Source organism: Micromonospora haikouensis (genome assembly GCF_900091595.1).
In the GTDB taxonomy this organism is placed as follows: domain Bacteria; phylum Actinomycetota; class Actinomycetes; order Mycobacteriales; family Micromonosporaceae; genus Micromonospora; species Micromonospora haikouensis.
The window spans coordinates 70,760-92,891 of sequence record NZ_FMCW01000018.1 but is presented as its reverse complement, the minus strand read 5'-3'; the positions used below and the strand labels follow the sequence as shown (position 1 = coordinate 92,891).

General features: G+C 73.7%; 19 protein-coding genes. 11 read left to right on the top strand and 8 right to left on the bottom strand.

Translation table 11 applies throughout. The features are described from left to right. Window positions 1-4 precede the first annotated feature (4 nt). Together GA0070558_RS19285 and GA0070558_RS19280 are read right to left on the bottom strand one after the other, a co-directional pair. Window positions 5-943, bottom strand: coding sequence for an alpha/beta hydrolase (locus GA0070558_RS19285; protein ID WP_176734271.1), 939 nt, complete (start codon window positions 941-943; stop codon window positions 5-7). Window positions 944-1,111: 168 nt separating this feature from the next. After that, window positions 1,112-2,371: an acyltransferase family protein gene (locus tag GA0070558_RS19280; protein ID WP_176734270.1), complete on the bottom strand. Its 1,260-nt coding sequence runs from the start codon at window positions 2,369-2,371 to the stop codon at window positions 1,112-1,114. A gap of 433 nt (window positions 2,372-2,804) precedes the next feature. Between GA0070558_RS19280 and GA0070558_RS19275 the strand changes: the two genes are divergently transcribed. Beyond that, window positions 2,805-5,345, top strand: a complete 2,541-nt coding sequence (locus GA0070558_RS19275) for a GmrSD restriction endonuclease domain-containing protein (protein ID WP_091282142.1) — start codon at window positions 2,805-2,807, stop codon at window positions 5,343-5,345. A 42-nt stretch (window positions 5,346-5,387) separates the two neighbouring features. Beyond that, complete coding sequence (locus GA0070558_RS19270; protein WP_091282139.1) at window positions 5,388-7,526, top strand: UvrD-helicase domain-containing protein; 2,139 nt, start codon at window positions 5,388-5,390, stop codon at window positions 7,524-7,526. A 630-nt stretch (window positions 7,527-8,156) separates the two neighbouring features. On the opposite strand, the gene GA0070558_RS19260 is transcribed toward GA0070558_RS19270, so the two are convergent. From GA0070558_RS19260 to GA0070558_RS19240, 5 genes are read right to left on the bottom strand one after another with little or no spacing between them, the layout of a single operon-like run. After that, the gene (locus tag GA0070558_RS19260; protein WP_176734269.1) at window positions 8,157-8,573 is read right to left on the bottom strand and encodes a hypothetical protein; all 417 of its coding nucleotides are present in this window, start codon (window positions 8,571-8,573) and stop codon (window positions 8,157-8,159) included. 15 nt (window positions 8,574-8,588) lie between these two features. Further along, window positions 8,589-8,912, bottom strand: coding sequence for a hypothetical protein (locus GA0070558_RS19255; RefSeq protein ID WP_091282347.1), 324 nt, complete (start codon window positions 8,910-8,912; stop codon window positions 8,589-8,591). Then, the gene (locus tag GA0070558_RS19250) at window positions 8,912-10,105 is read right to left on the bottom strand and encodes a WXG100-like domain-containing protein (protein ID WP_091282133.1); all 1,194 of its coding nucleotides are present in this window, start codon (window positions 10,103-10,105) and stop codon (window positions 8,912-8,914) included. Before GA0070558_RS19250 ends, GA0070558_RS19255 begins: the two co-directional genes overlap by 1 nt. Beyond that, the gene (locus tag GA0070558_RS19245) at window positions 10,102-10,422 is read right to left on the bottom strand and encodes a type VII secretion target (protein ID WP_091282130.1); all 321 of its coding nucleotides are present in this window, start codon (window positions 10,420-10,422) and stop codon (window positions 10,102-10,104) included. The genes GA0070558_RS19250 and GA0070558_RS19245 overlap by 4 nt, the downstream gene beginning before the upstream one ends. Then, a complete protein-coding gene (locus GA0070558_RS19240) occupies window positions 10,409-10,810 on the bottom strand; it encodes a YbaB/EbfC family nucleoid-associated protein (RefSeq protein ID WP_091282127.1) in 402 nt (133 codons plus the stop codon). Before GA0070558_RS19240 ends, GA0070558_RS19245 begins: the two co-directional genes overlap by 14 nt. Window positions 10,811-10,995: 185 nt before the next feature. Here GA0070558_RS19240 and GA0070558_RS19235 point away from each other — a divergent pair, with 185 nt between their 5' ends. Continuing rightward, the gene (locus GA0070558_RS19235) at window positions 10,996-11,736 is read left to right on the top strand and encodes an SDR family oxidoreductase (protein ID WP_091282123.1); all 741 of its coding nucleotides are present in this window, start codon (window positions 10,996-10,998) and stop codon (window positions 11,734-11,736) included. After that, window positions 11,733-12,656, top strand: coding sequence for an RNA polymerase sigma-70 factor (locus tag GA0070558_RS19230; RefSeq protein WP_256092023.1), 924 nt, complete (start codon window positions 11,733-11,735; stop codon window positions 12,654-12,656). The genes GA0070558_RS19235 and GA0070558_RS19230 overlap by 4 nt, the downstream gene beginning before the upstream one ends. Before the next feature lie 54 nt (window positions 12,657-12,710). Here GA0070558_RS19230 and GA0070558_RS19225 read toward each other — a convergent pair whose 3' ends face one another. After that, a complete protein-coding gene (locus GA0070558_RS19225; protein WP_256092022.1) occupies window positions 12,711-13,784 on the bottom strand; it encodes a LacI family DNA-binding transcriptional regulator in 1,074 nt (357 codons plus the stop codon). Between the two features lie 224 nt (window positions 13,785-14,008). Between GA0070558_RS19225 and GA0070558_RS19220 the strand changes: the two genes are divergently transcribed. From GA0070558_RS19220 to GA0070558_RS19190, 7 genes are all read left to right on the top strand, one after another. Continuing rightward, the gene (locus tag GA0070558_RS19220; protein WP_091282120.1) at window positions 14,009-17,236 is read left to right on the top strand and encodes a glycoside hydrolase; all 3,228 of its coding nucleotides are present in this window, start codon (window positions 14,009-14,011) and stop codon (window positions 17,234-17,236) included. 278 nt (window positions 17,237-17,514) lie between these two features. Then, window positions 17,515-17,817, top strand: coding sequence for an urease subunit gamma (locus GA0070558_RS19215; protein ID WP_043963228.1), 303 nt, complete (start codon window positions 17,515-17,517; stop codon window positions 17,815-17,817). Then, on the top strand, window positions 17,814-18,185 hold the full coding sequence (locus tag GA0070558_RS19210; RefSeq protein WP_091282118.1) for an urease subunit beta: 372 nt from the start codon (window positions 17,814-17,816) through the stop codon (window positions 18,183-18,185). Before GA0070558_RS19215 ends, GA0070558_RS19210 begins: the two co-directional genes overlap by 4 nt. Further along, entirely contained in the window at window positions 18,182-19,885 is a 1,704-nt protein-coding gene (locus GA0070558_RS19205) for an urease subunit alpha (protein ID WP_091282115.1), read from the top strand. The genes GA0070558_RS19210 and GA0070558_RS19205 overlap by 4 nt, the downstream gene beginning before the upstream one ends. Window positions 19,886-19,890: 5 nt before the next feature. Beyond that, window positions 19,891-20,565 carry an urease accessory protein UreF gene (locus GA0070558_RS19200; protein ID WP_091282113.1) on the top strand — a complete coding sequence of 225 codons (675 nt, stop codon included), beginning with the start codon at window positions 19,891-19,893 and terminating at the stop codon, window positions 20,563-20,565. After that, window positions 20,555-21,280 (top strand): urease accessory protein UreG, encoded by a 726-nt coding sequence (ureG, locus tag GA0070558_RS19195; protein ID WP_077937565.1) that lies wholly within the window; start codon window positions 20,555-20,557, stop codon window positions 21,278-21,280. The genes GA0070558_RS19200 and ureG overlap by 11 nt, the downstream gene beginning before the upstream one ends. After that, window positions 21,280-22,101: an urease accessory protein UreD gene (locus tag GA0070558_RS19190; RefSeq protein ID WP_176734268.1), complete on the top strand. Its 822-nt coding sequence runs from the start codon at window positions 21,280-21,282 to the stop codon at window positions 22,099-22,101. Before ureG ends, GA0070558_RS19190 begins: the two co-directional genes overlap by 1 nt. The last annotated feature ends 31 nt before the right edge of the window (window positions 22,102-22,132 follow it).

Here is a 22,132-nt window from a genome sequence, read left to right as displayed (position 1 = left end):
CGGGTCAGAGCATCCGGCGGAAGGCGGCCACCGCGTCCCGCCGCATTCGCCGCGACACCGCCGCCTCGGTCACCAGCGCGGAGCCGTGGAACGTGGCCGGGTAGAGGTGCGCCTCGGTCGGCACGCCGGCGTGGGCCAGCCGCTGCGCATAGCGCATCCCCTCGTCGCGTACCGGATCGAACTGGCAGCCTGAGACGAACGCCGGCGGCAGCCCGGCGAGATCCTCCGCGCGGGCCGGGGCGGCGTACGGTGACACGCCCGGGTCGCCGGGCCTGACGCCGTCCCCGAGGTAGTGGGCCCAGCCCAGCTCGGCGCTGGGGCGATTCCAGATCGGGGTGTCGACGTAGGCGCGCATGGACACGCTGTCGAGCCGGTCGTCGAGCACCGGGACGTCGAGATACTGCATGGCCAGCCGCGGGCCGCCACGGTCGCGGGTCAGCAGGGTGAGGCCGGCGGCGATCCCGCCACCGGCGCTGCGGCCGTAGATGCCCAGGCGGGTGGGGTCCACGCCGAGTTCGTCGGTGTTGCCGGCCAGCCAGCACAGCACCGCGTAGCTGTCCTCCAGCGCCGCCGGGAAGGGCGCCTCCGGCGCGAGGCGGTAGTCGACGGCGATCACCACGGCCCCGATGCCGGAGGCGAACTCGGCGGCGTCGGCGTGTTCGAGCGCCAGGTCGCCGAGCACGAAGCCGCCGCCGTGCAGATGCAGGACGGCCGGTGCCGACGCCGCCAACGGCTGCGGGGTGTAGATCCGCACCGGGACGGCGGGAGCGCCGGCCGGGCCGGGCACCGTGCGGTCGAGCACGGTGAGGCCGGTCAGGTCGGGCGGGGGAAGCTGGGCGGCGATGGCCCGTCCGACCTCGCGCGCGGCGGCCGGGTCACGAAGATCGAGGACGGGCAGCATCGGCACCCACGGCGCCAGCTCCGCGTCAAAGGCGTACGTCATGTCAACCTCCATGGCCGGAACCGCTCGGCAGGCCGCCGGGCGGCATTCGTCCTACCGACGAGCGACGGGGCCAGGATCAGACATTCTGGGCCGTACCATTTTCCGTCGGTCTGACGTCGCGGCCATCGGCCCGGCGCCGACCGGGTGGACGGTCGGCGCCGGACCCGGTCAGCCCGCCAGCAGCAGCGCGACGCCGGCCAGCGCGCCCAGCGCGGAGAAACCGGCCCCGATGCCCAGGGTGAGCCGTGGCGACTGCGAGACCCGCCGGGAGTATCTGATGCGGTTTTCCACGAAGTGGAAGGTCAGCCAGGCCGGGACGGTCGACAGCGCGATCACCAGCAGGCCGGTGGACGTCGACAGCGGTCCCCAGTAGGTGGCCGCGATCGCGATCATCGGCCAGTGCCACAGATACAGCGAGTACGACAGCGCGCCGATCCAGCGCAGCGGCGCGACCCCGAGCGCGGTCCCCACCCCGCCCCTGGCCGGGGCGGCGCAGCCGGCCGCGATGACCGCCGCGGTGCCCAGCACCGGCAGGGCGGCCGTGTAGCCGGGGAAGTCCATCATCGGGGTGAAGGACAGGCAGGCCACCAGCACCGCCGCCAGCCCGGCCCAGCCCAGCACGACAGCGACCGGCCTGGGCAGCCGGGCCCACGCCCCGACCGACATGGCGACGCCCGCGCCGACGGCCAGCTCCCAGATCCGGGTGGTGGTCTGGAAGAACGCCGGGGACTGCGCGCCGACGGTGGTGGTCACCGACCAGGCCAGCGAGCCGGCGGCCAGCAGGCCCAGCGCCGTCGCCAGCACCGGCTTCAGTCGGGCGCCGGACACCTTGGCCAGCGCCACCGCCAGCAGGATCAGCAACGGCCAGATCAGGTAGTACTGCTCCTCGACGGCAAGCGACCAGAAATGCTGTACGGGGGACGGCGGCATCGTCGGGTCGGGGTTCGCGAAGCGTTCGGCCAGCCGCCAGTTCAACAGGTAGGACGCCCCGGCGACGATGTCGCCGCCGATCTGACCCCACCGGCCACGGGGCACCATCAGGAACACGAACACCGCTGCGGTCAGCAGCACCACGTTGGCCGCCGGCAGCAGCCGCTTGGCCCGGCGGGCGTAGAAGCCCATCAGCGCGACCCCGCCGGTCCGGTGCTGTTCGGACAACAGTTGGGTGGTGATGAGATAGCCCGAGATGACGAAGAAGACGTCGACGCCGACGAAGCCGCCGGAGAGCGCCGGCACGCCGGCGTGGAACAGCATCACCGTCACCACGGCGACCGCCCGGATTCCCTCGATGTCGCCACGGAACCTGGTGCGCGGCCGGTCGGGCGGGCCGGCGTGGTCCGGCCCGCCGACGGGCGGTGGTGACGCCGGCCGTTCCGGGCCGGCGGGTCGTGCGGGCGCTGAATGCGCCGCGTCGGCTTCAGTGGACATCGTTCCTCCTCGGAGCATTCAGTATCCTGATCTGGATCTATGAATACGAGGCCGGATGCATTCGCCGCCATATTCGCCACGGAATCGTTTCGTTGTTGAGACGTGCGGCGTCGTCAATGGTGCGACATGTCGTGAATGGATACCCACGCGCCCCGGGGCCGCGATGGTTGCGGCAATGGTCGGATACATAATTCATTCGAGCTAATTGAATGCATTCTGCGAGATGTGCCGGAACGCCCGTCGGTGTTCCTTTCCGGCTATGCACTTTCGGTCAACGGGCGCGGTCGATCGGGCCCGTCGCGCCGCCCGATCGGGTGACCGCCACCCGCTGTCGGCTATCCGACGCGGCAACCTGCCGTGCGTGTTGCCCCCGGCTGCATCGATCTGGTTGTCTTGCCGGCTCAAGGGTGGGTCCAAAGGGGACGGGTGCGGGATGGTCACGGCGCAGGAAACCACGTTGCAGGCTCTGCTGGAGGGGGCGAAGCAGTATCACGTGCCGCTCTACCAGCGGACCTACTCGTGGACCGAGATTCAACTCAAACGGATCTGGGACGACGTCTGCCAGCTCGCCAGGGACCGGGTCGACCACCCGGACGCCACCCACTTCATCGGCTCGCTGGTGCTCGCGCCGAGCCCGACCATGGGGCCGGTCGGCGTCGCCGAATACCTCGTGGTGGATGGTCAGCAGCGGCTCACCACGCTGACCATCCTGCTCTGCGCCATCCGCGACCACCGGGCCGAGCACGAGGGCGAGAAGCACCGGCTCCGGCTCGACCAGCAGTATCTGACCAACCCGTTCGAGGAGCAGCGCTGGTTGAAGCTGGTCCCCACCCAGGCCGACCGGGACGCGTACGTGGCCTGCGTGAAGTCCACGCCGCAGGCCGGCGGGGACAACGCGGTGGGCCGGGCGTACCAGTTCTTCGCCAAGGCGCTGGACAACCTCGGCGCCGCCGAGGAACCGATCACCGTCCAGCAGATCGAGAGCGCCGTGATCACCGGCCTGGCGTTGGTGGCGATCACCGCCAGAACCGGCGACAACGTCTACCGGATCTTCGAGTCGCTGAACAACACCGGGCTCACGCTCACCCAGGCCGACCTGCTGCGCAACTACATCTTCATGCGGCTGCCCAACCGGGGACAGGCCGTCTACGAGTCGCTCTGGCTGCCGCTGCAGCAGCGGTTCACCCCGACGGAGCTGGTCCTGCTCTTCTGGCTCGACCTGGTCCACCGCGACCCTAAGGTCAAGCAGACCGACACGTACTCGAGCCAGCAGGCCCGCCTCGAGAAGCTGCACACCGAAGCGGCCGTCGAAGCCGAGGTGCAGCGGTTCAGCCGGCTCGGCGCGCTGCTGCGGGTGATCCTGCACCCCGCCGAGGAACACGACCCGGGCGTACGGCAGCGGCTGGAGCGGCTCAGCGCGTGGGGCACCACCACCGTCTACCCGGTGCTGCTGCACCTGCTCGACCGACGGGACCAGGGCACCGCGACCTCCGCGCAGATCGCCGCCGCGATGCTGTACCTGGAGAGCTTCTTCGTCCGGCGGCTGCTGATCGGCCGGAGCACGATGAACATCAACCGCATCCTGCTCGCCGTGGTCACCGAGATGGACCGGGACCTGCCGGTCCACGAGGCGGTGCGGAAGTACCTGTCGACGGGCCGCAAGCACTGGGCCACCGACGCGAGCCTGCGTGCCCTGGTGCGGACCATCCCGTTCTATCTCAACGGCCGGGCCAGCCAGCGCAGCCTGGTGCTGCGCTGGCTGGAGGAGTCCCACGGCAGCAAGGAGCCGGTGGCGCTGGAGAAGCTGACCATCGAACACGTGCTGCCGCAGACCCTCAGCGACGAGTGGGCGCAGATGCTCGCCGCCGACCTCGACACGGACGAGACCCCCGGCGAGGCGCACGACGCGCTCGTGCACACCCTGGGCAACCTGACCCTCACCGGCTACAACTCGGAGTTGAGCAACAAGCCGTTCGCGGCCAAGCGGACTGCCCTGGCGAAGAGCGGTGTCCAGCTGAGCCGGGACATCGCCGACCGGCAGCGGTGGGGCCGCTCGGAGATCCTGGCGCGGGCCGACACCCTCGCCGACCGGATCATCACCAGCTGGCCGGGCCCCACCGAGGAAAGCGGCAACCAGTCCGACGTGCCCTGGGACGTGCTGGCGAAGGCCCTCGCCGAGCTGCCGGCCGGCTCGTGGACCACCTACGGCGACCTGGCCGCCCTGATCGGCACGGCGGCGCAGCCGGTGGGGAACCGGCTGGCCAACCACCCGACCCTGAACGCCCACCGGGTGCTCCAGGCCGGCGGGATCGTCGCGGGCAACTTCAAGTGGCTCGAACCCGACCGCACCGACGACCCGCGTGACGTGCTCCGATCCGAGGGCGTGACGTTCGACCAGTACGGCCGCGCCGACCAGGCCCAGCGCATCACCGTCGAGGAGTTGGCGCAGCTCGCCGGCATCACGCCGGAGGAACTGCCCGAACGTGCCCCCCGACCCGGGCCGGGCCAGGGCGGGACCTACGCCGACCGGTTCATCGAGCAGCTCACCGCCCGGCAGAGCCCGGCCGTCACCACCGCCGTGCTCGTGCTGCTCGAGGAATGGACCACGCTGGGCGGGACCCTGTCCTACGGCACCGGCGGGGAGACATCCTGCTTCCTGATGGCCCGGCGTAGGGAACACGAACTGGGCAGCATCTGGCCGGCCGTGATCTACCCGGGCGGAAAGTTCGAGGTGGTCTTCCAGCACCTCAGCGTCCGCACGCCGTTCGACGACGTGACCCTGCGGGAGGAGCTGCGGCAGCGGTTGAACCAGTTGCCGGGCGTCAGGATCGCCGCTGCCAAGCTGACTTTGCGGCCGGGCTTTCCGTTGACGGTCCTCGCCGACGCCGACGCCCGCGAGGCCCTGCTCGACCACCTGCGCTGGTTCTACGACCAGGCGCAGCTCAGCGCCCCCGACGAAGCCGCCCTCGCCTAGCCGATCCGCCTGACCCGATCCACCGCCCCGGAGGTCCCGTCCGTGCCGCAGCTCGCCTTCGCCAACAGCTTCTGGCACAGCTTCGACGTCCTGGAGAAGCCGGTCAAGGCCGGCGTACGCAAGGCGATGGAGAAGTTCCAGCAGCTCACCATCGCCGAGCTGCGTGCCGACAAGGGCCTGCACCTGGAGTCGGTGCACAACGCCCGGGACCCGCGCATGCGTACGATCAGGATCAACGACTTCTGGCGCGGGGTCGTGCTCGCCCCCGACGACGGCAGCGACACGTTTCTGCTGCTCAACGTCGTGCCGCACGACGACGCGTACACCTGGGCGGCGAAGCGCCTCTACACCGTCAACACGGCGACGCGGGCGCTGGAGGTCCGCAACGTCACCGCCATCGAGCAGCTGACCCCGGCGCTGGAGAAGGCGGCGGCCGGGGCGCCGACGTTGTTGTTCGCCAAACACTCGGACACGGCGCTGCGGAACCTCGGCATCGACGACCAGGTGCTGCGGGCCGTCCGGACGATCGTCGACAAGCCGCAGTTGGAGGCGTTCGGCACGCTGCTGCCCGAGGACCAGTTCGAGGTGCTGCAGTATCTCGCCGAGGGCTTCTCGCCCGACGAGGTCTACCGGGACCTGGTCGTCGAACGCCGGCCCGCCGACGCCCCGACCGAGCCCAGCGAGAGCCTGGCGATGGCGATCGCCAACACCGCCAGCCGGATCACGCTGGTGACCCGGCCCGACGAGCTGGCCGAGATCCTCGACAAGCCGTTCGCCGCCTGGCGGGTGTTCCTGCACCCGTCGCAGCGGCGCGTCGCCTACCGGGTGTCCTACAAGGGGCCGGCGCAGGTGACGGGCGGGCCGGGCACCGGCAAGACGGTGGTCGCGCTGCACCGGGTCAAACACCTCCTTTCCCGTACGCCCGACAGTCGCGTGCTGCTCACCACGTACACCAATGCCCTGGCCGCGACCCTGCGGGAGCACCTGGCGCTGCTCCTCGGCGACGACGAGCAGTTGGCGCGGGTCGAGGTGACCACGGTGAACGCCTTCGCCAGCCGCAGCGTGCGCGCGCTCGCCGGCCGGGTCGCGGCACCGATCGGGGACGCCGACGAACGGCAGGTGTGGCGGCGGGTGTGCCGGCGGCTCGACCTGCCCTGGCCCGAGCAGTTCCTCGCGCAGGAGTTCCGGCACGTCGTCCTCGCCCAGGACGTGCGCAGCCGCGACGACTACCGCGCGGCCAGCCGGCGGGGCCGCGGGACGGCGCTGGGCACCCGGCAACGCGACCAGGTGTGGGACGCCGTCGAGATGTTCCTGGCCGAACTGTCGGCCGCCGGCAACCTGACGCACCTGCAGGTGTGCGCGCGGGCCGCGCAGCTGCTCGACGGCGTCGACCTGAGCGTCCACGGTTTCGACCACGTGGTGGTCGACGAGGCCCAGGACCTGCACCCCGCGCAGTGGCGGGTGCTGCGCGCCGCCGTCGCGCCCGGACCGGACGACCTGTTCGTCACCGGCGACCCGCACCAGCGGATCTACGACTCCCGGGTGTCGCTGAGCGCCCTCGGCATCTCCGTCACGGGGCGCAGCAGCCGGCTGCGCATCAACTACCGCAACACGGAGGAGATCCTGTCCTGGGCCGCCGGCGTGCTGGTCGGGTCCCGGGTCGACGACCTCGGGGGCGAGGGCGAGGACAGCCTCGCCGGCTACCGGTCGCTGCTGCACGGCACCCGGCCGCACGCGCAGGGGCACGACACGCAGCAGGCCGAGGTCGCGGCGCTGGTGACGCGGGTGGGCAAGTGGCTCGACCAGGGCGTCCAGCCCGGCGAGATCGCCATCTGCGCGCGGTTCAACCTGCTGCTCAACACCGTGTACGACGAGCTGACCGCCGCCGGCATCCCCGCCGTCCGGGTACGCGACCAGCCCGGCGCGGACGCCGACGGCGTACGCCTCGCCACGCTGCACGCGATGAAGGGCCTCGAGTTCCGCTGCGTCGCGGTGGTGGGGGTGACGGCGAAGGTGGTCCCCTTCACCAAGGAGGTCACGCCCAGCGAGGTCGACCAGGTGCAGCACGACAGTGACCTGTTGCGCGAACGCTGCCTGCTCTTCGTCGCGGCCACCCGCGCCCGAGAGGCGCTGCACGTGTCGTGGAGCGGGTCACCCAGCCCGTTCCTGCCGCGATCCTAGTCGGACCGGGGTTGGCCTGGGCGCGACCGGCGCGACCGGTGTAACCGGGAGCTGTGAGCCGTGACGGCTGATGCGGTGCACCGGCCCCTACGGAGCTGAGTCGTCTACGACATCACCGGCTACCCCTGCTACCCCTGCCACCCCACGCCCATCCCGGCTCCAACCCCGCCCGGCTCGGCCCAGCGTGGCCCGGTGATCAAGAGATTCGGGTCATTGTAGAGATCAACTTTGACGCTTTTCTCTTGATGACCGGACCGGGCTGGGGCGTGGTCGCCCCCGCCGAGAGCGCACCGGGCATGGTGATGTCGTACATGACTCAGCTCCCTATTCGACGGGAGGCAGTCACCCCGCCTGGCGATGCCGACGGAGGGGCGGTGCCTGTCAGTTGGAGCGGTCAGGATCGTGACCTCCGTGCCCGACCGGGCTACGTGCGCAACCGATAGTCAGGGACACCCTGTCCGTGGTCTTCGGCCGGCGCGTCGAGGGGGCGTGCGGCGATCCGGTTCCGGGTGGCCCGGTCTCCGAATCTGGGCTGCCCGACGCCATCCGTCGCCCGGCCCCGAAGCCCAAACGCCTGGGCGATGCGCTTCATCGCCTGAATGTCGACCACCGGTCACGGGTGGACGCTGTTCAGTGGAGCGATGCGGCCGGTGGCCGATGGTAGCCAAGGATGCGCATCGCTTCCTTGCCCGCCGCGCGAGGGTCCTCGATCCGAAGGTCAGGAACGTGATGGTCGTTCGCGCTGATGTGGGCGAGGAAGTCGTCCGGGAGGCGTACGTGGTAGGTCGCTACGTAGAACCGGAGGTCGTCGCGCCAGAGCCATTCGCCGTCGGTCATGACCGACGCCCCGCCGACGAGGTGTCGGCCGCTGCCGAGGACGTCCAGCTCTGCGCCCATTACGTCGATCAACTCGTGCCCGTCGCGCAGGTAGCTTGTCACGCGATCGGTGTCGGGGAGTGGATCCGGAGCCAAGTGAGCACGGATGCTCTCGGCATAGACCTCGACCGGGTCCGGGCCGAGTTCCCGGAAGAACCCCACCGTCTTCAATGCGTCGGCCTCACCTCATCCTGGATAACCGGCGGTGTAGGTGGCATCCACCAGCTCCTGGAGGCGGTGAATCACGTCGGCCTTGTGCTCGCTCTCAGGCAGATCCTGCTTTCCTGCGGCCACCAGGCCCTGCCGCCAGTGGCTGACGATCTCCGCCTGCGCATCTGGCGGCAGTTCGTGAACCCAGACCGAGCCGAGGTTGTTGTCGACGACTTCTTGGAGCTGGTCCGCGACCGTCCTGTCGGAGAGCCTCGGGATGAGGAACTCCAGCGTCCAGTCGAACAGGCCGCCCGTCACCGTCCAGTCGACGCCGGGCTTCAGCACGATGAGGCCAGCCATCACTTCCCCACAATGAACACTCGCGGGCCCAAGCCCCGATCGGCTATGAACTGCTCGATCCTAGCGACCTGCTCCCCGGAGAATTGCGAGACGTCAACCGGCACGAGGTCGGCCTTGGTCAGGTGTCGCTCGATCTGATACTGCAGCTGAGGCCACTGCCGGTCGAAGTATTGGCCTGGGAAGTTGCCTACTGCGTCGTACGTGCGCCCGCTGCCATCGACCCAGTCGGCGGATGAGCCTTCGGGTGCACGGGTCAGAGTGACGTCCAGTTCGCGCTCCAGCCGGGCAGCCGTCTCGGCCTCACTGGGCCGGAACTTGCCCGTCGCCGGATCCATGCCGAGTTCGTGGATCCGCCGCTCTTCATCGAGACGCGGCGGCTCGGGGCTGTGAGGCGGCAGTGGCTGCGACGGGTCCCTTCGGCCTGCTCGACCGCCGCTGAGCAGGCGTCCCAGGGCCTGCTTCAGCTTCTCGATCAGCTCGCCGAGCCGCCGGATCTGCGGCATCAGCCGCCGCAGGCTGGCCAGCAGCCCGCGTAGCAGCCGGGCGATCCGCGCCGCCCACGACGCCACCGTGGTGGTGACCTGCTCCACGACCACCGGTGTGGCGAGGCCGGCGGTGGCGACGAGTTCTCCCGCGTACACGATGAGGCGGGAGACGCAGGTGGCGATGGCGTCGCGGACCAGGAGCCGGACGGCGGCGACGAGGCCGGCGGCGCCCTCGGTGATGGCGGCCAGGGTGTCGGCGGCCTGGGCGAGACCGGTGATCGCCTGGTGCTGCCCGGCGGCCCAGGACCGGTAGGCGGGGCCGGCGTCGCCGCCCCAGCCGGCGACCTCGGTGCGTACGGCGTGGGTCAGCTCGGCGGCGTCGTCGCGCAGCGACGCGGCGACGTTGCGCCAGGTCTGGGCGTGCGCGGTGATCTGCGCCGGATCGCCGGCGAGCCAGTCCAGCGCCTCGCTGAGGGGCTTGACGTGCTCGATGAGCCAGGCGATGCCGTATTGGAGCAGGGCGCCGACCGGGTCGGAGACGAAGGCGAGGGCGTCGAGGCCGGCGCTGACCACGCCGAGGCTGCCGTCGATCCAGCTGCCGTCGCGTACGCCCTGCGCGATGAGCTCGATGTCCTCGCAGATCCAGATGCCGGCCCACGCCTTGGGCGCGCCGCCCGCCGGGGCGGCGACGAGCGGGTTGCCGGTCACCGGGCGTCTCGCACCCGGTGCAGCCGTTGCTCGGCGCGGGCGTCGGCGGCCCGGTAGCTGTCGGCGCCGGAGCGCAGCCTGGTGGCGGTGTCGCGTACCGACCGGGCTGCGGCGTCGACGCCGTCGACCAGGGTCTGCTGGAGGCCGTCGAGCAGCACCGGCATGATCGCGCACAGCTGGCCGTACGCGTCGGCGTCCAGCCGGACGTGCTGCCCGGCCTGCCGGGCGGTGTCGAGGCTGCCGGCGCAGCGTTCCAGGTGGGCGGCGTGGGCGGTCAGGTCGCCGGGGTCGACCCGGATGCCGTCACCGGCGGCCATCGGGCGGGCCCTGGCCGGGGTCGAGCCGCCGCCGGTGGCCGTCGATGATGGCCCGCCTGGCCGGGTCGTCGTCGCCGAGGGTCTGCGTGGTCGCCTCGGTGAGCTGCCGCAGCAGGTCGGCGTGCGCGGCCCGGGTCGTGGCGACGATCTGCCGGGCGGTGTGTGCCGCCGGGTGCTGCCGGGTCTGCTCGTCGAGCCGCAGGTCGACCAGCAGGCCCGTGGCGTCGACGGTGACCTCGACCGCGCGGTCGGGGCTGCGGGCGGTGCCGGTCAGGGCCCGCGCCCGCGCCGACAGCGCCTGCGCGCGGGCGGCCCGGTCGGCGATCGACGACTCCCACTCGTCGAGCCGGCGGGTCGCCGCGTCCAGCGCGGCCTCGTCCGCCCACATGCCGACCCTCCCCAGGGGACACACCGGTGACCGTCCCGCACACCGTAGCAACCCGTCACGCACCGCCGCCGGCCGGTCACGCGCCATGGCGGCCGGGGGCGGGTGTCACGGTTCGGGGACCTGTCCGGTCGTACGGGTGACAGGGCGGCGCGCCGCGCCGCGTACGCGAAGGGAAGTGACCGATCATGAAGATCGTCGTCGTCGGCGGTACCGGGCTCATCGGCTCCCGGCTCGTGGCCGCGCTCGACCGGCAGGGCCACGAGGCCGTCGCCGCCTCCCCGGCCACGGGGGTGAACACCCTGACCGGCGAGGGGCTGGCCGGGGTGCTCGACGGCGCGGACGTCGTGGTCGACGTGTCGAACTCGCCCTCGTTCGAGGACGCGCCCGTGCTGGAGTTCTTCCGCACCTCGACCGGCAACCTCCTCGCCGCCGCGGCCGAGGCCGGCGTGCGGCACCACGTGGTGCTGTCGATCGTCGGCGTCGACCGGATCCCCGACAGCGGTTACATGCGGGCGAAGGTCGCCCAGGAGGAACTCGTCGTCGCCTCCGGCATCCCGTACTCGATCGTGCGCGCGACGCAGTTCGTCGAGTTCGTCCGGACCATCGTCGACGCCGGCGGTGACGGCGACGTGGTGCGTCTCGCGCCGGTGTTCATCCAGCCCGTGGCGGCCGACGACGTGGTCGCGGCGCTGCGGGAGGTCGCCGTCGGCGCGCCGGTGGACGGCGTCGTCGAGGTCGCCGGCCCGGAACGGTTCCGCCTCGACGAACTGGGCCGCTCCGTCCTCGCCGCGAGCGGCGACTCCCGCGAGGTGGTGACCGATCCGGGTGCGACGTACTTCGGTGCGGCGCTGGGGGAACACTCGCTGGTGCCGCTCGGGCCCGCCGAAACGCGCGCGGCGGCGACGCCGGCTAGATTGGCCTCGTGACGGTCGACGAGACGCACAACGCGGCGACGACGGCCGTCCCGTCCCCGGCGGGGCCCGGGGACGGGCTGGCCGAGTTCGTGGCGGTGCGGCCGCGCCTGTTCGGCATCGCCTACCGGATGCTGGGCAGTGTCGCCGAGGCTGAGGACGTGGTGCAGGACGCGTGGCTGCGCTGGCAGTCGGCCGAACGCGGGGCGGTGCGCAACCCGGCGGCGTTCCTCACCACGACCACGACCCGGCTGGCCATCAACGCCGCCACGTCGGCGCGCGCAGTCCGCGAGCGGTACGTGGGTCCGTGGCTGCCCGAGCCGGTGGACACCAGCGCCGATCCGGCGCTGGGCGCGGAGCGGGCCGAGGCGCTGGACCTGGCGGTCCTGCTGCTGCTGGAGCGGCTCACGCCGACCGAGCGGGCCGCGTACGTGCTGCGCGAGGCGTTCGACTACTCCCACCGGCAGGTCGGCGAGGTGCTCGACACCTCCGAGGTCAACGCCCGGCAGTTGGTCAGCAGGGCGCGCCGGCACCTGGCGTCGCAGCGCTCGTCGCCAGTGTCGGCGGCGCGGCGGCGCGAGCTGGTCGAGGCGTTCCTCGACGCCGCCCGGGAGGGCGACGTGGCCGCCCTGGAGCGGCTGCTCGCCGAAGACGTGCGGGCGTGGTCCGACGGCGGCGGCCGGGTCAACGCCGTGCGCAAGGAGCTGGCCGGCGTCGGGCGGGTGACCACGTTCCTGGACAACGTCCTGCGCAAGTACTGGCACACCGCCGGGTTCCGGTTCGTCGAGGTCAACGGCGGCGGTTCTCTGCTGGTGACGAACGCCGACGGCAGCCCGCAGTCCCTCGTCGCCCTGGACTGCTCCGACCGGGGGATCGAGCGGGTGCTCATCGTGGTGAACCCGGACAAGCTGCGGCGGTTCGCCGGGGCCGGCTGAGGGCGAGAGCGCGCCTGGAGGCGGCGCTGGGAGGGGCTCCGCCGGGCCACCGGCTCAGCCGCCCGGCGGGGGCGCGGTGCTCTCGCGTACCACGAGGCGGGTGGAGACCAGGGTCGTGCCGGTCTCCGGCACGCCGGTGCGGACCTGGCGCAGCACCGCCTCGACGCAGCGGCGGCCGACCTCCGCGAAGTCCTGGTGGACGGTGGTCAGGGGCGGGATGAACGCTCCCGCGTCGGCGATGTCGTCGAAGCCCACGACGCTGACGTCGCGGGGCACGGACCGGCCCCGGTCGTGCAGCGCGCGCAGCACCCCGAGGGCCATCTGGTCGTTGGCGACGAAGACCGCCGTGCAGTCGGGGTCGCCGGCCAGGTCGAGGCCGGCGCGGTAGCCGGACTCCGCCGACCAGTCGCCGCGGCGCACCTGCGGCGTCGGGCGGCCGCGCTCCTGCAGCATCGTACGCCAGGCCAGCGCGCGCCGCTGCGCGGCGAACGACTCCCGGGGCCCCGCGACGTGCCACACGGTGCGGTGCCCGAGGTCGAGCAGGTGGTGCACGGCCTGGCGGGCCCCGTCGGCCTGGTCGGTGTCGACGACGCGGTAGCGGTCGCCGGCGTCGGAGTCGACCACGACGACGTGCACGCCGGGTGGGACGGCGACGGTCGCCGCGTCCAGCAGGTGCACCTCCATGATGACGATGACCGCGTCGACGGCGAGTTCGCCGAGCCGGGTGAAGGCCCCGAGCAGGCGGTCCTGGGTGGGGGCCCCGACGGGGATGAGGGTGATCACGTAGCCGGCGTCGGCGGCGTGGGTGGCGATCGCCTCCAGGGTGCGGCTGTTGCCCGTGCTCGACAGGGTGAACAGGATGACGCCGATGGTGCGGAACTCGCCGTACTTGAGCGCGCGGGCGGCGCTGTTGGGGCGGTAGCCGAGCTGCCGCATGGCGGCGAGGACCTGCTCCCGCGTGCTGTCGACGACGCCGGGGTGACCGGTGGAGACGCGGGAGACGGTCTGCGCGGAGACGCCGGCCAGCCGCGCCACGTCGGCCATCGAGACGCCCCGCCGCCGGCCGGCGCGGGGGCGGCCCGCGCCGGTGGGCTCCTGGGTCGCCCCGTCGGGGCCGGACCGACTCATCCCGCCTCGCTCCTCTCGCCCCGCCTGCGGCCGGCGCCTCGCGCCGGCTCCGCCGCGGTGCTCACGCGGCGCAGCCCAGTATGCCGGCCGTGCTTGACGGGCCACGGGCCGACTGGGAGCATCGCAACACTCGATGTTTGCGTAAACATCGAGGTAGCGCGCCCGCCGCAGGAACGCGGCATGATCCACCGGCTCACCACCACCCGTCGGAGGAGACCGTCCACATGAGCAGACACCCGTCCCGCCGAGGGCTGGCCGCCGCGGTCACGGCGGCCGTCGTCACCCTCGGCGTCGCCGTCGCGCCCGGCGCCGGCCCCGCCTCCGCCGCGCCGGCAACCGGATCCGCCGCCGGGGCCGGGGGCGCGGCCGCGCCGGGGGCCGCCGCGCTCCCGGTGGTCACCGTCCGCCCCGACCCGTCCTACCAGGGGCAGGAGTTCCAGGGGTGGGGCACCAGCCTCGTCTGGTTCGCCAACGCCACCGGCGGCTACCCCGAGGAGATCCGGCAGCGCCTGGCCGACCTCGTCTTCGGCGAGCAGGGCCTCAACCTCAACATCGCCCGCTACAACATCGGCGGCGGCAACGCCCCCGACGTCCCCGACTACCTGCGCCCCGGCGGCGCGGTGCCCGGCTGGTGGCGGGCCCCCGACGGCACCACCCGCGCCGACGCCGACTGGTGGGACCCGGACAACCCGCAGCACTGGAACCCGGACGCCGACCGCGCGCAGCGCTGGTGGGTCGACCGGATCAAGAACGACGTCACCCGGTGGGAGACCTTCAGCAACTCGCCGCCGTGGTTCCAGACCGTCAGCGGGTACGTCTCCGGCGGCTTCGACCCCGCCGCCGACCAGATCCGCGCCGACCGGGTCGACGACTTCGCGACCTATCTCGTGCGGGTCACCCAGCGCCTGGAGGCCGCGCACGGCATCACCGTCGACACGATCGACCCGCTCAACGAGCCGAACACCACCTACTGGAGCACCCGGCTGGGTGCCGACGGCAACCCGGTCGGCGGTCGGCAGGAGGGCGCCCACGCCGGCCCCGGCCTCCAGCAGCAGGTCGTCCGGGCGGTCGCCGCCGAGCTGCGCGCCGCCGGCAGCGGGACCCGCGTGTCCGCCATGGACGAGACCAACCCCGGCACGTTCGCCACGAACTGGAACGCCTACCCCGACGACGTACGCGGCCTCGTCGACCAGCTCAACGTGCACACCTACGGCACGGGCCAGCGCACCACCGCCCGCGACATCGCCAAGGGCGAGGACAAGCCGCTGTGGATGAGCGAGGTGGAGGGCTCCTGGGGCGACGGGCACAGCCTCACCAGCATGGCCCCCGGCCTCGGGATGGCCCGGCACATGGTCGACGACCTGCGCGAGCTGGAACCGTCGGCGTGGGTGTTCTGGCAGCCGGTCGAGGACTACGACAACATGAAGCCCGGCGGCGAGTTCCCGCAGGGCTCCAACTGGGGCAGCATCCAGCTCCCGTTCGACTGCACCGCCGCCGACACCCTGCGGACCTGCCCGATCTACACGAACACCAAGTTCGACACCGTCCGCAACTTCACCCACCACATCCGCCCTGGCGACCGGCTCGTCGCCGTGAACGACACCTCCAGCGTCGCCGCCGTGGCCACCGGCGGGCGGGCCACCGTCGTGCACGTCAACGACAGCACCGCCGCCCGTACCGTCGCGCTCGACCTGTCGGCGTTCGGCGCCGTCGCCGCCAACGCGACCGTGACCCCCGTCGTCACCAGCGCGGACGGGGCGCTGCGGCGCGGCGCCCCCGTCGCCGTGCGCGGCCGCGCCGCCCGGGTGGACGTGCCCGCCCAGTCGGTGACGACGTTCCTGGTCACCGGCGTCTCCGGGGTCGCCCCCGGCGCGGCGCTGGTGCGCGACGGCCACGTCTACCGCCTCACCGGCGTGCAGAGCGGCCGCTCCCTCGCCCCGGCCGGCGGCACCGCCTCCGGCGCGGTCATCCGCACCACCGACCCGGCGAGCGCGGACCAGCTGTGGCGGCTCACCCGGCTCGCCGGGGGCACCAGCAATCGGGCCCGATACGCCGTCGCCACCGCCGACGGCACCCGCCAGGTCGCCGTCGTCGACCAGGCCGTCACCCTCGTCCCCGCCGTCGCCGCGCCGGGCCCGCAGGCACAGTGGATCCTGTCCACCACCGGCGACGGCACGTACACCCTCGTCAACGTCGGCTCCCGCCGCCTGCTGGAGGTCGGCGGCCAGGCCACCGGCGACGGCGCGTCGGTCACCTCCTGGCTGGCCAACTCGGGGGCCAACCAGCGCTGGCGGGTGACCGACGAGACGGTCCTGCGGATCGCGCCCACCGACGCGTTCACGGTCCCCGGGGTCGTCCCGGCGCTGCCGGACACCGTCGTCCCGGTCCGGCGCGACGACGCCCGGGGGACGCTGCCGGTCACCTGGAAGCTGCCCGCCGCGTCGAGGTGGCAGCGGCCCGGCACCGTGCGGGTCACCGGCCGCGCCACCGACGCCCTCGGGCGCGCCCACGTCGCCCGGGCGACGGTCGTGGTCGACACCCTCGTGGCGACGCGGCCCACCCGGGCGAAGGCCGCCGTCGGCGGCGAACCGACGCTGCCGGCCACGGTCACCGCGGTGGCCCGGCGGGGCGCGACGGTGCAGCGCCCGGTGCGCTGGCAGCCGCTGCCGGCCGGCGCGTTCGACGCCCCCGGCGTCGTCACCCTCGCCGGGCAGGCCGACGCCGGCGACGGGCGCACCCTCGCGGCGAGCGTGCGGGTGCAGGTGACCCCGCCGGTCGAGGAGCGGGCGGCCCCGGCGGGCGTCGCCGCCACCTTCACCGAGCCCGGCTACTCGCCGGACGGCCTGGCCAACGGCGTGCTGACGGACAAGGCGTGGTCGAACTGGCGGTCGGGGACGAAGAACCCCTCCGACACGCTCACCGTCACCCTGCCGGAGCGCCGGAGGCTCACCCGGGTCGTCGTCCACTTCTACCGCGACGGCTCCGACAGCTATCCGCAGAGCCTGCGGGCGCAGGTCCGCGACCCGCAGGGCGGCTGGATCGACGCCGGCGCGCCGGTGGACGTCCCGACGGGCACGGCGAGCGCCCCCGCCGTCGACGTGCCGGTGACCGCCGCCACGGACGCGGTGCGGATCGTGCTCACGGCCCACCCGGACCGGCACATCACCGCCAGCGAGATCGAGGTCTTCGCCGCCGCGCCCGGCACGTCGTCGGACGCCTCCGCCGCCAGCATCGCCCTCGACGGGGTGCCGCTGGCCGGCTTCGATCCGGAGAAGCTGTCCTACACCATGACCCGCCGGGGTGGGCTGCCGTGCGTCACCGCCGTGGCCGCCGACCCGTACGCCACCGTCGTCGTGCGCCAGCCGAGGGCCGGCAGCCGTACGGCGACCGTGTCGGTGACCAGCGAGGACGGCTCGCAGTCGCGCACCTACACGATCCGCCTGCGCCGCTGACGCCGGGGTGGGGTGGGGCGGTGAGCCGCGCCATGTCGCCGCCCCGGCCGTTGCGACCGTGCCCGGCGATCCTCTACGGTCTGGTCAGCGGTTGGCGGTGCGGTCCGTTCCCAGCCCCCACACCGCTGCGCGGCCGTAGGATCGGGCCGGGGCCGGTGGGGTCCCGGGGCGAACCGCCGACGGCCGGCGGCGGTCACGTGTGACCCTCTCTCGTCCGGCGCCCGTCGATAAGCGCCGCGACTGCGGGAGCGTGCACGCCGGACCGCCCGGAGGTTTCCGTGTTCCTCAGCCCCCACGAGCAGGATCGCCTGCTCGTGCACGTCGCGGCGGACGTCGCCCGTCGCCGCCGCGAGCGCGGCCTGCGCCTCAACTATCCCGAAGCCGTCGCCATCATCACCGCGTTCCTGCTGGAGGGCGCGCGCGACGGGCGGTCGGTCGTGGACCTGATGTCGGCCGGTCGCGGCGTGCTCGGCCGCGACGACGTGCTCGACGGTGTCCCCGAGCTGCTGAAGGAGGTGCAGGTGGAGGCGACGTTCCCGGACGGCACCAAGTTGGTGACGGTGCACCACCCGATCCCATGATCCCCGGGGAGGTGCTGCCCGGCGACGGCCCGGTCGAGATCAACGCCGGCCTGCCGGTGACCACCCTGCTGGTGGTCAACACCGCCGACCGGCCGGTGCAGGTCGGCTCGCACTACCACTTCGCCGAGGCCAACCCCGGCCTGCGCTTCGACCGCGCCGCCGCGTACGGCCAGCGGCTCGCCGTGCCCGCCGGCACGTCCGTGCGGTTCGAGCCGGGGGTCAGCCGCCAGGTGGAGCTGGTGCCGCTGGGCGGGGCCCGCATCGTCGCCGGCCTGCGCGGCGAGGTCGCCGGCCCGCTGGACGCGGCCCCGCGCGCCACCGCGGCGCCGGAGGCAGCCACCGCACCGGACGGGAGGTCGGACCGGTGAGCGAACTGGACCGGCGGCGCTACCTCGACCTGTACGGGCCCACCACGGGCGACCGGATCCGGCTCGCCGACACCGACCTGCTCATCGAGGTGGAGGTCGACCACTGCGTCGGCGGCGACGAGATGGTCTTCGGCGGCGGCAAGGTGATCCGGGAGTCGATGGGCCAGTCCCGGGCCACCCGCGCCGAGGGCGCCCTCGACACGGTGATCACCGGCGCGGTGGTGCTCGACCACTGGGGCGTGGTCAAGGCCGACGTCGGGCTGCGCGACGGCCGGATCGTCGCGCTCGGCCGGGCCGGCAACCCGGACACGATGCCGGGCGTCCACCCGGACCTGGTGATCGGCCCGGCGACCGAGGTGATCGCCGGCAACGGGCGCATCCTCACCGCCGGGGCGGTCGACACCCACGTGCACTTCATCTGCCCGCAGCTCGTGCACGAGGCGCTGACCAGCGGCATCACCACCCTCGTGGGCGGGGGCACCGGCCCGGCCGAGGGCACCCGCGCCACCACGGTCACCCCGAACGCCTGGCACCTGGCCCGGATGCACGAGGCGCTGGACGCGTTCCCGGTGAACGTGCTGCTGCTCGGCAAGGGCAACACCGTCTCCGAGGAGGCGCTGTGGGAGCAGCTGCGGGCCGGCGCGGGCGGCTTCAAGCTGCACGAGGACTGGGGGACCACCCCGGCGGCCATCGACGCCTGCCTGCGGGTGGCCGACGCCTCCGGCGTGCAGGTCTCCATCCACACCGACACCCTCAACGAGGCCGGGTTCGTCGCCGACACGCTGCGCGCGATCGCCGGCCGGGCCATCCACTCGTACCACACGGAGGGGGCGGGCGGCGGCCACGCGCCGGACATCATCACCGTCGCCAGCGAGCCGAACGTGCTGCCGTCGTCGACGAACCCGACCCGCCCGTACACCCGCAACACCCTCGCCGAGCATCTCGACATGCTGATGGTCTGCCACCACCTCAACCCGGCGGTGCCGGAGGACCTGGCGTTCGCCGAGAGCCGGATCCGCCCGTCGACGATGGCCGCCGAGGACCTGCTGCACGACCTCGGCGCGATCTCCATCATCGGCTCCGACTCGCAGGCGATGGGGCGCATCGGCGAGGTGATCACCCGCACCTGGCAGAGCGCCCACGTGATGAAGCGGCGGGTGGGGGCGCTGCCCGGCGACGGGCGCGCCGACAACCGCCGGGCCCGCCGCTACGTCGCGAAGTACACCATCTGCGCGGCGATGGCCAACGGCCTGGAACGCGAGATCGGGTCGGTGGAGCCGGGCAAGCTCGCCGACCTGGTGCTGTGGAACCCGGCCTTCTTCGGCGTACGCCCGCACCTGGTGCTCAAGGGCGGCATGATCGCGTACGCGCAGATGGGTGACGCGAACGCGTCGATCCCGACGCCGCAGCCGGTGCTGCCCCGGCCGATGTTCGGCGCGCACGGCGTGGTGCCGGCGGCGACCAGCCTCGCGTTCGTGGCCCCGGCGGCGCTGGAGGCCGGGCTGCGCCTCGACGTGCGCCGGCCGCTGGTCCCCGTCGCGGACGTGCGGTCGCGGGGCAAGGCCGACCTGCCCGAGAACGGGGCCATGCCGCGCATCGAGGTCGACCCGGACACCTTCACCGTGCGCATCGACGGCGAGGTGGTCGAGCCGGACCCGGTGACGGAGCTGCCGATGGCCCAGCTCTACCACCTGTTCTGACGACGATGACGAGCATGCTGCTCCTGCTCGCCGACGGGCGGTTCCCGGCCGGCGCGCACGCCCACTCCAGCGGGCTGGAGGCCGCCGTCGCCGCCGGGCTGGTCACCGACCTGGCGTCGCTGCGTGGCTTCCTGGTCGGTCGGCTGGCCACCGGCGGGCTGGTCGCCGCCGCGTTCGCGGTGGCGGCGCACCGGGCGGCGGCCGGTGACCCCGGCCCCGCGCTGGCCCGGCTCGACGCCGAGCTGGACGCCCGCACGGCCGCCCCGGCGCTGCGCGCGGTCTCCCGCCGGCAGGGCCGGGCCCTGCTGCGCGCCGGGCGGGCGCTGTGGCCGGGCGGGCCCTTCGCCGCCCTGCCCGCCGACCCGACCGGGCCGCACCAGCCGCTGGTGCTCGGGCTGGTCGGGGCGGCCGCCGGCCTCGACCCGGCCGAGCTGGCGACCGCCGCCGCGTACGGGTCGGTGACCGGCCCGGCGAGCGCGGCGGTGCGGCTGCTCGGCCTCGACCCGTACCGCGTGCACGGGCTGCTCGCCGCCCTGACGGCCGACGTCGACGCCACGGCGGCGCGGGCGGTGGCCGCCGCCGACGGGCCGCCGGAGTGGCTGCCGGCCGGCGCGGCCCCCCTCACCGACATCCATGCCGAAGTCCACACCACCTGGGAGGTGCGTCTCTTTGCGTCCTGAATCCGTTCCCCTGACCTCGTCGCACGACGAGGACGTCCCCCACACCCACCCCGAGCCCGGGGTCGACCCGCACGCCCCGCTGCCGGCGGCGGCCCGGCCGCTGCGCATCGGCATCGGCGGGCCGGTCGGCTCGGGCAAGACCGCCCTGGTGGCCGCGCTGTGCCGGGCGTTCGCCACCGAGCTGCGCCTCGGCGTGGTCACCAACGACATCTACACCACCGAGGACGCGGACTTCCTGCGCCGGGCCGGCGTGCTCGACCCGGCCCGGATCCGGGCGGTGGAGACGGGCTGCTGCCCGCACACGGCGATCCGCGACGACATCGGCGCGAACCTCGACGCGATCGACGAGCTGTGCGAGGCGGTCGGTCCGCTGGACCTGGTGCTCGTGGAGAGCGGCGGGGACAACCTGACGGCCACGTTCAGCCGGGGGCTGATCGACCGGCAGATCTTCGTGGTCGACGTGGCCGGCGGCGACAAGGTGCCGCGCAAGGGCGGGCCCGGGGTCACCGCCGCCGACCTCCTGGTGATCAACAAGACGGACCTCGCGCCGATGGTCGGCGCGGACCTCGACGTGATGGACCGCGACGCGCGGGCCCGGCGCGGCGACCTGCCGACGGTCTTCCTGTCCATCGTCGGCGACCCGGAGGCGACCCGGGTGGCCGGGTGGATCCGGCACGAGCTGGCCCACCACCGGGCCGCCGTGGCCGTCGCCTGATGCGCGCGCGGGCCCGGGTGGTGGCGCGGGCCGACGGTCGCGGCGGGACCCGCCTCACGGAGCTGCGCGGCGAGTCGCCGCTGCTGCTGCGCTCCACCGCCGCCGAGGGCGGGGTCGCCACGGTGTACGTGGTGGGCGGCGCGGCGGGCCCGCTGGGCGGCGACGACCTGCTGCTGGAGGTGGAGGTGGGCCCCGGGGCGGCGCTGCGCGTCGGCAGCGTGGCCGCCTCGGTGGCGCTGCCCGGCCGCCCCGGGACGGCGGCGTCCCGGATGCGGGTGCACGCGGTGGTGCACGACGGGGGCATTCTGCACTGGGTGCCGGAGCAGCTCGTCGCGGCGGCCGGCTGCGACCACGTCGCCGAGTCGCGGGTCGAGCTGGCCGCCGGGGCTCGGCTCACCTGGCGCGACGAGCTGATCTGCGGCCGGTACGGCGAGTCGCCGGGCGACGCCGTCGTCCGCACGTCGGTCGACCACGGCGGTCGGCCGCTGCTGCGGCAGTCGACGGCGGTCGGCCCGTCCGCGCCCGGCTGGGCGGGGCCCGCCGTGCTCGGTGGGGCCCCGGCGACGGGCTCGCTGCTGCTGGTGGGCCCCGACGTCCCGCCCGGTCCCGCCGCGCAGCCGGGTCCCGGGGCGGCACCCGGCGTCGGGATGCCGCCCGGCGTCGGGGTGCGGTCCGGCGGCCTGCCCGTCCCCCGGGCGCGGCCGGCGAGCGGCGACGGCGGCGCGGTGGCCTGGCTGGCGCTGGCCGGCGGCCCGGCGGCGCTGCTCACCGCCACCGCCGCCGACGCGCACACCCTGCGCGAGCGGCTCACCCTGGCCTGAGCGGACGGGCGCGGGATGTGGCCGGCCCGGG